Annotated in this window: 11 protein-coding genes and 2 rRNA genes (1 of these 13 only partly in view); 12 read left to right on the top strand and 1 reads right to left on the bottom strand. The window is 68.7% G+C overall.

Annotated elements, in window-relative coordinates; genetic code table 11:
- From OG982_RS03125 to OG982_RS03070, 12 genes are all read left to right on the top strand, one after another.
- A 23S ribosomal RNA gene (locus OG982_RS03125) occupies positions 1-940 on the top strand (it extends 2183 nt beyond the left edge of the window).
- 72 nt (positions 941-1012) lie between these two features.
- Positions 1013-1129 (top strand): 5S ribosomal RNA (gene rrf, locus OG982_RS03120).
- A gap of 137 nt (positions 1130-1266) precedes the next feature.
- Positions 1267-1857, top strand: coding sequence for a CDP-alcohol phosphatidyltransferase family protein (locus OG982_RS03115; protein ID WP_266789963.1), 591 nt, complete (start codon positions 1267-1269; stop codon positions 1855-1857).
- Positions 1858-1957: 100 nt separating this feature from the next.
- Positions 1958-4453: a mannose-1-phosphate guanyltransferase gene (locus OG982_RS03110; protein ID WP_266789965.1), complete on the top strand. Its 2496-nt coding sequence runs from the start codon at positions 1958-1960 to the stop codon at positions 4451-4453.
- Between the two features lie 125 nt (positions 4454-4578).
- Positions 4579-5484, top strand: coding sequence for a DUF881 domain-containing protein (locus tag OG982_RS03105; RefSeq protein ID WP_266947890.1), 906 nt, complete (start codon positions 4579-4581; stop codon positions 5482-5484).
- On the top strand, positions 5481-5813 hold the full coding sequence (locus OG982_RS03100) for a small basic family protein (RefSeq protein ID WP_214933907.1): 333 nt from the start codon (positions 5481-5483) through the stop codon (positions 5811-5813). Before OG982_RS03105 ends, OG982_RS03100 begins: the two co-directional genes overlap by 4 nt.
- A 5-nt stretch (positions 5814-5818) precedes the next feature.
- Entirely contained in the window at positions 5819-6625 is an 807-nt protein-coding gene (locus tag OG982_RS03095) for a DUF881 domain-containing protein (RefSeq protein WP_266789970.1), read from the top strand.
- A gap of 79 nt (positions 6626-6704) precedes the next feature.
- The gene (locus OG982_RS03090; RefSeq protein ID WP_266792246.1) at positions 6705-7649 is read left to right on the top strand and encodes an FHA domain-containing protein; all 945 of its coding nucleotides are present in this window, start codon (positions 6705-6707) and stop codon (positions 7647-7649) included.
- A gap of 19 nt (positions 7650-7668) precedes the next feature.
- Positions 7669-8448, top strand: coding sequence for a MerR family transcriptional regulator (locus OG982_RS03085; RefSeq protein WP_266789972.1), 780 nt, complete (start codon positions 7669-7671; stop codon positions 8446-8448).
- 86 nt (positions 8449-8534) lie between these two features.
- Positions 8535-9008 carry a bifunctional nuclease family protein gene (locus OG982_RS03080; protein ID WP_007262890.1) on the top strand — a complete coding sequence of 158 codons (474 nt, stop codon included), beginning with the start codon at positions 8535-8537 and terminating at the stop codon, positions 9006-9008.
- A gap of 193 nt (positions 9009-9201) precedes the next feature.
- Complete coding sequence (locus OG982_RS03075; protein ID WP_266947888.1) at positions 9202-9837, top strand: MerR family transcriptional regulator; 636 nt, start codon at positions 9202-9204, stop codon at positions 9835-9837.
- A 79-nt stretch (positions 9838-9916) separates the two neighbouring features.
- Positions 9917-11680 carry a DNA polymerase IV gene (locus OG982_RS03070; protein WP_266947886.1) on the top strand — a complete coding sequence of 588 codons (1764 nt, stop codon included), beginning with the start codon at positions 9917-9919 and terminating at the stop codon, positions 11678-11680.
- Positions 11681-11684: 4 nt separating this feature from the next.
- Here the strand turns inward: OG982_RS03070 and OG982_RS03065 are convergent, their stop codons facing one another.
- Entirely contained in the window at positions 11685-12077 is a 393-nt protein-coding gene (locus OG982_RS03065) for a PRC-barrel domain-containing protein (RefSeq protein WP_266789978.1), read from the bottom strand.
- Between the last annotated feature and the right edge of the window lie 114 nt (positions 12078-12191).

Below are 12191 nucleotides of genomic sequence, written 5' to 3'. Positions count from 1 at the left end.
ACCTGCACGAATGGCGTAACGACTTCTCGACTGTCTCAACCATAGGCCCGGTGAAATTGCACTACGAGTAAAGATGCTCGTTTCGCGCAGCAGGACGGAAAGACCCCGGGACCTTTACTACAGTTTGATATTGGTGTTCGGTTCGGCTTGTGTAGGATAGGTGGGAGACTTTGAAGCAGCCACGCCAGTGGTTGTGGAGTCGTCGTTGAAATACCACTCTGGTCGTGCTGGATGTCTAACCTCGGTCCGTGATCCGGATCAGGGACAGTGTCTGATGGGTAGTTTAACTGGGGCGGTTGCCTCCCAAAGGGTAACGGAGGCGCCCAAAGGTTCCCTCAGCCTGGTTGGCAATCAGGTGTTGAGTGTAAGTGCACAAGGGAGCTTGACTGTGAGACCGACGGGTCGAGCAGGGACGAAAGTCGGGACTAGTGATCCGGCGGTGGCTTGTGGAAGCGCCGTCGCTCAACGGATAAAAGGTACCCCGGGGATAACAGGCTGATCTTCCCCAAGAGTCCATATCGACGGGATGGTTTGGCACCTCGATGTCGGCTCGTCGCATCCTGGGGCTGGAGTCGGTCCCAAGGGTTGGGCTGTTCGCCCATTAAAGCGGTACGCGAGCTGGGTTTAGAACGTCGTGAGACAGTTCGGTCCCTATCCGCTGTGCGCGTAGGAATATTGAGAAGGGCTGTCCCTAGTACGAGAGGACCGGGACGGACGAACCTCTGGTGTGCCAGTTGTCCTGCCAAGGGCATGGCTGGTTGGCTACGTTCGGGAGGGATAACCGCTGAAAGCATCTAAGCGGGAAGCCTGCTTCAAGATGAGTATTCCCACCTCCTTGAGAGGGTAAGGCTCCCAGTAGACGACTGGGTTGATAGGCCAGATGTGGAAGCCCGGTAACGGGTGGAGCTGACTGGTACTAATAGGCCGAGGGCTTGTCCTCAGTTGCTCGCGTCCACTGTGTTAGTTCTGAAGTAACGACCGTGTTGTCATCCGGTTGATATCTTCATAGTGTTTCGGTGGTCATAGCGTTAGGGAAACGCCCGGTTACATTCCGAACCCGGAAGCTAAGCCTTTCAGCGCCGATGGTACTGCAGGGGGGACCCTGTGGGAGAGTAGGACGCCGCCGAACAATCATTGTGGGAAGCCCCGCACCAGGTAACTGGTGCGGGGCTTTTCTGCGTTTGGGGCCCGGTGGGGCGACATCTGCACTCCTGTAGGGTCAGGGGGCAGGTTCAACATTTCTACAGTCACAGTGGAGGCCCCCGGGTGGAGGTCCAGGAGACTCGGGTTCAGACTGACCGAATTTTCACCATTCCGAACATCCTGAGCATGGCTCGCCTCGCCGGCGTACCCCTGTTCCTGTGGCTGATTCTGGCGGAGCACGACGGGTGGGCGCTGGCCGTCCTCATGCTCAGCGGGGTCAGCGACTACCTCGACGGGAAGCTCGCGCGGAAGTGGAATCAGATCAGCAGCCTCGGACGGCTGCTCGATCCCGCCGCTGACCGCTTGTACATCCTGTCCACGTTGTTCGGTCTGACGTGGCGCGAGATTCTGCCGTTGTGGCTCACCGCCGCCCTGGTGGCCCGTGAGCTGATGCTCCTGGTCATGGTCTGGATCCTGCGCCGACACGGCTATCCGCCGCCCCAGGTCAACTTCCTCGGCAAGGCCGCGACCTTCAACCTGATGTACGCGTTCCCGTTGCTACTGCTCAGTGACGGTACGGGTTGGTTGGCCTGGACGGGCGCAGTTTTCGGATGGGCGTTCGCCGGATGGGGTACAACCCTCTATTGGTGGGCAGGAATCCTTTACGTGGTGCAAGTCCGCCGGCTCGTGAAGGCGGACGCCGCGGCCGATTGAGCTCTCTCGGCGCCCGGCTGACGCGGAAGAGTTGCGGAGTCACCGTCCGGGACGGGTGAGGTCGGCGAGAACGTCGTCTCTCAAGGAGGACTCTTCCGACATGAAGGCCGTCGTGATGGCCGGTGGCGAGGGCACACGCCTTCGCCCCATGACTTCGAGTATGCCCAAGCCGCTCCTGCCCGTGGCCAACCGGCCGATCATGGAGCACGTGCTGAGGCTGCTCAAGCGGCACGGTCTCAGCGAGACCGTGGTCACCGTGCAGTTCCTGGCATCGCTCGTCAAGAACTACTTCGGTGACGGCGAAGAGCTCGGCATGGAGCTCACGTATGCCAATGAAGAGAAGCCACTCGGCACCGCAGGCAGTGTGAAGAACGCCGAGGAGGCCTTGAAGGACGACGCGTTCCTCGTCATTTCCGGCGACGCGCTCACCGACTTCGACCTCACCGATCTCATCAGATTCCACAAGGAGAAGGGCGCACTCGTCACGGTGTGCCTGACCCGGGTGCCGAACCCGCTGGAATTCGGCATCACGATCGTGGACGAGGAAGGAAAGGTCGAGCGGTTCCTGGAGAAGCCGACGTGGGGGCAGGTGTTCTCGGACACCGTCAACACCGGCATCTACGTCATGGAGCCCGAGGTCTTCAATTACGTGGACCCGGACGTTCCGGTGGACTGGTCGGGCGATGTCTTCCCGCAGCTGATGAAGGAAGGCCGGCCCATTTTCGGCTACGTCGCCGAGGGCTACTGGGAGGACGTGGGCACGCACGAGAGCTACGTCAAGGCGCAGGCCGACGTACTCGAGGGCAAGGTCCAGGTCGACATGGACGGCTTCGAGATCTCGCCAGGGGTGTGGATCGCCGAAGGGGCCGAGGTGAGCCCGGAGGCGGTGCTGCGCGGGCCGCTGTACATCGGGGACTACGCCAAGATCGAGGCCGGCGTCGAGATCCGCGAGCACACGGTCATCGGGTCGAACGTCGTCGTCAAGAGCGGGGCCTTCCTGCACCGGGCCGTCATCCACGACAACGTGTTCATCGGGGCCCACAGCAATCTGCGCGGCTGCGTGATCGGGAAGAACACCGACATCATGCGGGCCGCGCGGATCGAGGACGGGGCCGTCATCGGTGACGAGTGCCTGGTCGGCGAGGAGTCGATCGTCCAGGGGAACGTGCGGGTCTACCCCTTCAAGACGATCGAGGCCGGTGCCTTCGTCAACACGTCGGTGATCTGGGAGTCGCGCGGGCAGGCACATCTGTTCGGTGCGCGCGGAGTCTCCGGGATCCTGAACGTGGAGATCACCCCCGAACTGGTGGTCCGGCTGGCCGGTGCGTACGCGACGACCCTGAAGAAGGGCGCCACCGTCACCACGGCCCGCGACCACTCCCGAGGCGCCCGTGCGCTCAAGCGGGCCGTGATCTCGGCGCTCCAGGCCAGCGCCATCAACGTACGGGACCTGGAGAACGTACCGCTGCCCGTGGCGCGGCAGCAGACCGCGCGCGGCAGTGCCGGCGGGATCGTGCTGCGGACCTCGCCCGGAGTTCCCGACTCCGTGGACATCATGTTCCTGGACGAGCGGGGAGCGGACCTCTCGCTCCAGCAGCAGCGCAAGCTGGACCGGGTGTACGCGCGCCAGGAGTACCGGCGGGCGTTCCCCGGCGAGATCGGCGACCTCCAGTTCCCGGGCAGTGTCTTCGACGCCTACACGGGTTCGCTGCTTAGGCGGGTGGACATCACCGGGATCGCCGATTCCGGGCTCAAGGTCGTCGTGGACGCCTCCAACGGCAGCGCCGGGCTCGTCCTGCCGAGCCTCCTGGGCCGGCTCGGGGTCGACGCGCTGACGATCAATCCCGGGCTCGACGAGTCCAGGCCGACCGAGACCGCGGAGTCCCGGCGGGCCGGGCTGGTGCGGCTCGGGGAGATCGTGGCGTCGGCGCGGGCGGCGTTCGGCGTGCGCTTCGACCCGGTGGGCGAGCGGATCTCCCTGGTGGACGAGCGCGGGCGGATCATCGAGGACGACCGGGCGCTGCTGGTGCTGCTGGATCTGGTCGCCGCCGAGAAGCGCAGCGGCAAGGTGGCGCTGCCGGTGACCACGACCCGTATCGCCGAGCAGGTGGCCGCGTACCACGGGACCCAGGTGGAGTGGACGACCACCTCGCCCGACGACCTGACCCGGGTGGGCCGCGCGGAGGACACCATCTTCGGCGGGGACGGCCGGGGCGGGTTCATCGTTCCGGAGTTCAGCAGCGTCTTCGACGGGTCGGCGGCGTTCGTGCAGCTGATCGGGCTGGTGGCGCGGACGCAGCTCACGCTGAGCCAGATCGACGCGCGGATTCCGCGGGCGCACGTGCTCAAGCGGGACGTGCCGACCCCGTGGGCGGTGAAGGGGCTCGTCATGCGGCGGGTCGTGGAGGCGGCCGGCGACCGGCAGGTGGACACCACCGACGGGGTGCGGGTGGTCGAGGCCGACGGGCGGTGGGCGCTGGTGCTGCCGGACCCGGCGGAGGCGGTGACGCACCTGTGGGCCGAGGGGCCCGACGCGGCGTCGGCGCAGGCGCTGCTGGACGAGTGGGCGACCGTGGTGGACGGCGCCGGGCACTGAGCGCGGGATGACCTGAGCCCGGTGGGGCGGAGTGAGGCGGCTGCCCGCTCCGCCCCACCGGGCTGCCCTGGCGCTGCGTCCCACCCGACGGGCGCATTGGGTGTGTACGGGGCCGACATGCGACGATGTGCGGCATGTCGCAGCCGCCCAACAACCGGAGTTCGGCCCCACCGCCCGCGCGCCCGGACGCTTCCATGTCGCTGCTGACCCACGTGATGGACCACGGTCTCGACGAGGGCTATGCGCAAGCGTCGGCCCGGCGTCAGGCCGACGGTACGGCGGGACTGCCGCGCACTCTGAAGGCCAAGCTGGGGCTCGCCGCCGGGCTGGTGATCGCGGCGATGGTGGTCACGCTGGGCGCCGCGCAGGCCCGGGTGTCGGCGCCGGTGCTGGCCAAGGAGCGCCAGGAGCTGATCGACCGCGTGCAGCGGGCCGATCAGCACGCGGACTCGGTGGAGCGGGACATCGAGCGGCTGCGCGGTGACGTCGCCGACCGCCAGCGCACGGCGCTCAAGCAGCAGGGTGGTGACCAGGGGCAGCTCCTGGCGCTGCTGTCGGGTGCCACGGAGGTCCATGGGCCGGGCGTGAAGCTGGTCGTGGACGACGCCAAGGACTCCTCGTCGGGCGGGGGCGGCGGGCCGCGCGAGAGCAAGGGGTTCTCGGACACCGGCCGGGTGCGCGACCGGGACATGCAGCGCATCGTCAACGGGCTGTGGCAGTCCGGGGCGAAGGCGGTCTCCATCAACGGGCAGCGGCTGACTGCGCTGTCGGCGATCAGGGCCGCGGGTGACGCGATACTGGTCGACAACAAGCCGTTGGTGCCGCCGTACGAAGTGCTGGCGATCGGTGACAAGAAGCGGCTCGGCACGACCTTCCAGGACTCCGCGGACGGCCAGTACCTGCACGTGCTGCAGGAGAGCTACGGGATCCGGTACAGCCTGTCCGCCGAGAACGAGGTGCGGCTGCCGGCCGCGTCGAGCCTGACCGTACGTACAGCTACAGCAGAAGAGCCGAAGAAGGGTGCATCGTGATCGCGGTACTGGGCCTCGTGGCCGGAGTGGTGGCCGGACTTCTGGTCCGGCCCGAAGTGCCGGCCGTGGTGGAGCCTTATCTGCCGATCGCCGTGGTGGCCGCGCTGGACGCGGTGTTCGGCGGTCTGCGCGCGATGCTGGACGGCATCTTCGTGGACAAGGTCTTCGTGGTGTCGTTCCTGTCGAACGTGGTGGTCGCCGCGTTGATCGTCTTCCTCGGTGACCAGCTCGGGGTCGGCTCGCAGCTGTCCACGGGCGTGGTCGTGGTCCTGGGCATCCGCATCTTCTCCAACGCCGCGGCCATCCGCCGGCACGTTTTCCGGGCGTGAGGCCGATGAGTACGAACGACACCCCGCCCGAGGAACCGAACGTGCCTGAGCAGCCTCTTAAGGAGGGGCCGGGGAAGATCACGGAGCCGGAGCAGACGGGTCGCCAGCGGCTGGCGGCCGGTCTGTGGCCGCCGCGGATCAGCCGGGCCCAACTGATCGTCGCGGCGCTGCTGTTCTTGCTGGGACTGGGCCTGGCGATCCAGGTGCGGTCCAACAACGACTCCAGCGCGCTGCGCGGAGCCCGTCAGGAGGACCTGGTGCGGATCCTCGACGAGCTCGACGGGCGGACCAAGCGTCTGGAGGACGAGAAGCAGCGGCTGGAGGAACAGCGCAGGGAGCTGGAGAGCAGCTCCAACCAGGCCGAGGAGGCACGTCGGCAGACCGTGGAGAAGGAGCGCCAACTGGGCATTCTGGCCGGTACCGTGGCAGCGCAGGGGCCCGGTATCACCCTGAAGATCACCGATCCGACGGGTCAGGTGCGGTCGGACCAGTTGCTGGACACCCTCCAGGAGCTGAGGGCCGCCGGGGCGGAGGCCATCCAGATCAATGGCGTCCGCATGGTGGCGGGCTCGTACTTCTCGGATGAGGGCGGAGGGATCGGGATCGACGGTAAGAAGATCTCACAACCCTACGAATTCAAGGTGATCGGGAAGCCGCAGGATCTGGAACCGGCGCTCAACATCCCCGGTGGTGTCGTGCAGACGCTGGAGAAGGAGCAGGCGGGCGTGGCCGTCACACGGTCGGCGAAGATCGTTGTGGATGCCTTGCGGGCTGCGGAGCAGCCTGACTACGCTCGGTCGTCATCGCCGTGAGGCGGGGCGGAAGGTGGAGCTCACGCGGGCTGAGGCCTGCGGGGGGTCGGCGCACCGAAGTCGCGGTGCGTGGTGGAAACTGTCTGGTGGTTACGGACGTTGTGAGTATGTCCGGGTCGGCAGGTGTGTGCATTCGGAGTTCGTCCTGCCCCACGGGCGGGTCTGTTTCGGTCAAGGGGAATCGCCCGTGAAGTTGTTTGAGAAGTTGTTCGGCAAGAAGAACCGCGAGGAAAGCGGTGGGTCCAGGCATCGCGCTGGGCATGGGGAGGTGGAAGGGCAGGGCGACCGGCCGCTCTTCCGGGACGAGGTCCCCGGTGCCGGTGAGGTTTCGGGTGCGCAGGGCGCGTCGGCTGTTGACCCTGCCGGTACCGGACGCATAGGTTTCGGTGAACCATCAACCTCAAGTTCGGGTGGAGGGTTTGCCCCCGACCCGTATGCCACCAATGCCTCCGCGGGGCAGCCGCGGCGCGAGGAGCCGTCCATGTCGGCCGAGCAGGTTTGTAGCAGGTGTGGCCACCGCAGCGATGCGGCCAGCCGGTTCTGCTCCAACTGCGGGGCGCCGCTGCGGGCGGGCCTGACGCCGGAGCGTGCCTCGGAGACCACGTCCACCATCTCGATCTCGGGCCTCGAGGCCTACGAGGCCGAGGTGTCGGGTCAAGCGCACGGTTCGTCCTCGCTGTCCCCCGAGGCCCAGGCCGCGGTGGAAGCCCTGCCTCCGGGTTCCGCTCTGCTGATCGTGCGGCGCGGCCCCAACTCCGGCAGCCGCTTCCTTCTGGACGGCGAGCTGACCACGGCGGGCCGGCACCCGCAGAGCGACATCTTCCTGGACGACGTCACCGTCTCCCGGCGGCATGTCGAGTTCCGCAGGAGCCAGGACGGTGGCTTCACCGTCTCCGACGTGGGCAGCCTCAACGGCACGTACGTGAACCGTGAGCCGATCGACTCGGTCGCCCTGCACAACGGCGACGAGGTGCAGATCGGCAAGTACCGGCTGGTCTTCTACGCGAGCCTGCGGGGCATCTGACCCTTCAAGGGAAGGTCCCATGCTGCGTACCCCGGCCGGCGGTGCCCCGAAGAGCGGCACCGCCGGCACCTCCGGCTCGGCGCGGCTGGTGAGCATCGGCACGGTGCTGACCATGCTGCGCGACGAGTTCCCCGAAGTCACGATCTCGAAGATTCGTTTCCTGGAGGCGGAGGGGCTCGTCGAGCCCAGGCGCACACCTTCCGGATACCGCAAGTTCAGCACGGACGACGTGGAGCGGCTGGCCCGCATCCTGCGGTTGCAGCGCGACCACTACCTGCCGCTCAAGGTCATCCGGGAGCAGCTCGACGCGGTGGCCCGGGGCGAGCAGATCCGGATTCCGGCGCCCGCCGCGCACCGGGATCCCGGCGCCGTCGTGGACCCCAACAGCCCTTCCGCCGTGTACGGGGAGGTGGGCCGGGAGCGGGCGACCACGGCCCGGGTGGGGCGTGGCGAGCTGCTCGCCGCCGCGGAGGTGGACGAGGTCCAGCTGGCCGAGTGGGAGTCGTACGGGCTGCTGGGCGAGGCCCCCGACGGCGGATTCGACGCCGAGGCGGTCACCGTGGCGCGGCTGATCGCGGATCTGGGCCGGTTCGGGCTGGAACCCCGGCACCTGCGGGCGATGAAGGCGGCCGCGGACCGTGAGGCGGGCCTGGTGGAGCAGGTCGTGGCACCGTTGCGCCGCCACCGCAACCCGCAGACCAGGGCGCATGCCGAGGCCACTTTGAAAGAGCTCGCGGGGCTCTCCGTACGGCTTCACGAGGCCTTGGTGCAGACGGCTCTCGGGGTCCGGTTGCCCTGACGGGAGAAGGGCCTGAAGGGGGTCCGGCGAGACCTTGATCGGGGCCCGACTACCCAAACCGGCCGGGCAGGTCCTAGGGTTGCTGTGTGAACGAGCTCGACGTTGTGGGTGTCCGGGTGGAAATGCCCTCCAACCAACCGATCGTGCTCCTGCGTGAAGTGGGAGGCGACCGGTACCTCCCCATCTGGATCGGACCAGGGGAGGCGACCGCCATTGCCTTCGCGCAGCAGGGCATGGCCCCTGCCCGCCCGCTGACGCACGACCTGTTCAAGGACGTGCTGGAGGCGGTCGGCGAGGAGCTCACCGAGGTCCGCATCACGGATCTGCGGGAGGGCGTCTTCTACGCGGAGCTTGTCTTCGCCAGCGGGGTCGAGGTGAGCGCGCGGCCTTCCGACGCCATAGCGCTGGCCCTGCGCACGGGGACGCCGATCTACGGCAGTGACGGCGTGCTGGATGACGCCGGAATCGCCATTCCGGACGAGCAGGAGGACGAGGTGGAGAAGTTCCGCGAGTTCCTCGACCAGATCTCGCCCGAGGACTTCGGCACCGGGCCGCAGTGACGGGTCGCGGTGACCGGGTCGCCCGCTCCTACTCCGGGGCCAAGAAGCCCATTCAAAAAGCCTTTCCCCGATAGAGGGCACGGGAAACCACTCTCAGGGTGATTATCACTCGGCGTGCCGAGTGTGGCGATCGTTGACGCACCCCTGGTGACTGCCTACCTTCAAGGTGGCAGGTCAAGGACGGAGGGTCGGCGTGAGGATCACGGGCGACGGTACGACCGGGGGCATCCCCGTACGGAGTGAGGGTGGGCCGTACCCGCTGCACGGCGGTGCGGGCTCCGCGCGCCGTCAGCCGGAGTCGACGCCGGTGGCTCCGGTGGGCGGCGAGCCGGCACCCGAGCAGGTCGGCTACCGGGGACCGACGGCGTGTGCCGCGGCCGGTATCACGTACCGGCAGCTCGACTACTGGGCGCGGACCGGGCTGGTGGAGCCGAGTGTCCGTCCCGCGTACGGCTCGGGCACGCAGCGGCTGTACAGCTTCCGGGACGTCGTCGTCCTGAAGATCGTCAAGCGCTTCCTGGACACCGGGGTGGCGCTCCAGAACATCCGCACCGCCGTGCAGCACCTGCACGACCGCGACTTCGCCGACCTTGAGCGCATGACGCTGATGAGCGACGGCGCCACCGTCTACGAGTGCACCTCCTCCGACCAGGTGGTCAGCCTGCTCCAGGGCGGGCAGGGCATCTTCGGGATCGCGGTCGGCGTGGTCTGGCGGGACGTCGAGAAGGCGCTCTCGCAGCTGCACGGGGAGCGCGTCGACACCGGGGAGACGGTGGTCGGGCACAATCCGACCGACGAGCTCGCGGCGCGGCGCAACCGGGCGGTCTAGCTCCCGCGCGCGGGGGCGTTGCCCCGCCCCTGCGGTGCTGCTCACGCCGTTGTCAGTGGCGTAGGGCAGCATCGGGGGCGTGAGAGCCGCGCCGACCATCCTGCACCTGGACATGGACGCCTTCTACGCCTCCGTGGAGCAGGCGTCGAAGCCGAGCCTGCGCGGGAAGGCCGTGATCGTCGGCGGGCTCGGTCCGCGCGGGGTCGTCGCCACCGCCTCGTACGAGGCCAGGCGGTTCGGGGTGCATTCGGCGATGCCGATGGCCCAGGCCAGGCGGCTCTGCCCGAACGGGGCGTACCTCATTCCGCGGTTCCGGCTGTACCAGGCGGTCAGCGAGGTGGTCATGGGGCTGCTGCGGGAGCTGTCCCCGCTGGTGGAGCCCCTCAGCCTGGACGAGGCCTTCGTCGACCTGGAGGCCGGCGGGGTCGCCTTCGACTCGGAGACCGCCCGGGCCACCGGGGAGCGGCTGCGGGCCGACATCAGGGCCGCCACGGGGCTGAGCGGGTCCGTGGGGCTGGCGGGGTCCAAGATGCTCGCCAAGGTGGCCTCCGAGGAGGCCAAGCCGGCCGGCCTGCTGCTGATCGAGCCGGGGACCGAGCGGGAGCTGCTGGCCCCGATGTCCGTGCGGGTCCTGCCGGGGGTGGGGCCGGTCACGGGGGAGCACCTGCGGCGCGCCGGGATCACCACGGTGGGGGAGCTGGCCGAGGCGGGCGAGGACGAGCTGGTCCGGATGCTCGGGCGGTCCCACGGGGTCGGCCTGTACCGGATGGCGCTGGGGCTGGACGACCGGCCGGTCGTCGCGGAGCGCGACACGAAGTCGGTGTCGGTGGAGGACACCTTCGACGTGGACCTGCACGACCGGGTCCGGATCCGGTACGAGGTGCAGCGGCTGGCGGACCGGTGCGTGGGGCGGCTGCGGGATTCCGGGCACTCGGGGCGCACGATCGTGCTGAAGGTCAGGCGGTACGACTTCTCGACGCTGACCCGGTCGGAGACGCTGCGGGGGCCGACCGACGACCCGGCGGTGGTCCGGGAGGCGGCGGCGCGGCTGCTGGAGGCGGTGGACACCACGGGCGGCGTGCGGCTGCTGGGCGTGGGGGTGTCGGGGCTGGCGGACTACACGCAGGAGGACCTCTTCGCGTTTGCGCTGGCCGCTGAGGAGGAGCGGGAGGGCCGGGACCATCCCGCGTCGGCGGGAGTGAACGAGCCCGCCGACGCCGCCGCGCGGGCCGACGGGGGCGGTGCCGGAGCGGCCGTGCCGGCTGCGGTCTCCGGGGGCGCCGGGCAGTCCGGTGGGGCCCAGGGGGCCGGTGGTGCTGTCGGCGATGCCGGAGAGGCCGGAGCGACCGGGCGGACCGGCGATGCCAAGGCAGAAGGATCCGGGCGGGACGGTGAGGGCGGGGATGCCGGGTCGTCCGGAGAGGTCGCGGATACCGGAGGTGTCGGGCGGACCGGAGAAGCCTCAGGGGTCGTGGAGGGCACACGGACCGGTGAGGGCGGGGATGCGGGGCAGTCCGGAGGACCCGGAGGGGACCTGCAGGCCGCTGGTGTCGGCGATGCCGGAGGGGTCGGGCGGGTCGGAGGGGCCGTCGGGGGCGTGGATGTGGGGTCGGGGGGCGGGGCTGAACATGCTGTTGAGCGGCGGTGGGGGGCGGGGAGTGATGTGTGGCATGCCGTGTACGGGGCGGGGTGGGTGCAAGGGAGCGGGGTCGGGCGGGTGACCGTGCGGTTCGAGCGGCCCGGCTCGGAGCCGGGCCGGGTGCGCACGTTCCGGGTGGACGATCCGGAGCTGGAGCCGTCTGATCCGCTGCCGCTGGTGGGGGACGAGCCCGCGGGGGAGTGAGGGGTCAGCCGTCTTCGCCCGCCAGGCGGCCGAAGTCGCGGTCGTTGCCGGGGTCCGGCGGTGGCAGGTGGAAGTCGCTCGGGAGGGCCACGTCCAATCCGTAGTGGTGGTAGAGCTGCAGCTCCTGCTCGGGGGACAGGTGGCGGCCGACCCCGAAATCGGGGGCGTCCCTGATCAGGGAACGGTCGAACGGCACCCGCAGGGTGTCCCCGACCACCTCGCTCGGCTCCAGGGGCACGAACGCGTCCCGGCTGAACAGGCCCGTCCGGACGGCGGCCCACTCGGGGACGCCCGTGGCGTCGTCGAGGTAGACCTCGTCGACGGTGCCGATCTTGGTGCCGTTTCGGTCGAACGCCCTGCGGCCGATCAGGCTGCGCGGATCGATGTCGGTCTGCACGGTCCGGTCCCTCCTTTGGTCGCAACTCCTCCGTACCGACTACAAAAGTGCATATCGGGTAAGGGGGCCACTCGAGGGAGGTCCCGCAACCTCGCTGGTAGGCTGGGTGACGGC

This window comes from Streptomyces sp. NBC_01551 (genome assembly GCF_026339935.1).
Taxonomy (GTDB): Bacteria; Actinomycetota; Actinomycetes; order Streptomycetales; family Streptomycetaceae; genus Streptomyces.
This window is presented reverse-complemented; position numbering and strand designations above follow the sequence as displayed.

Coding starts and splice junctions, on each gene's coding strand:
- OG982_RS03110 (WP_266789965.1), top strand. CDS start 1,958: ATGAAGGCCGTCGTGATGGCCGGTGGCGAGGGCACACGCCTTCGCCCC.
- OG982_RS03105 (WP_266947890.1), top strand. CDS start 4,579: ATGTGCGGCATGTCGCAGCCGCCCAACAACCGGAGTTCGGCCCCACCG.
- OG982_RS03095 (WP_266789970.1), top strand. CDS start 5,819: ATGAGTACGAACGACACCCCGCCCGAGGAACCGAACGTGCCTGAGCAG.
- OG982_RS03085 (WP_266789972.1), top strand. CDS start 7,669: ATGCTGCGTACCCCGGCCGGCGGTGCCCCGAAGAGCGGCACCGCCGGC.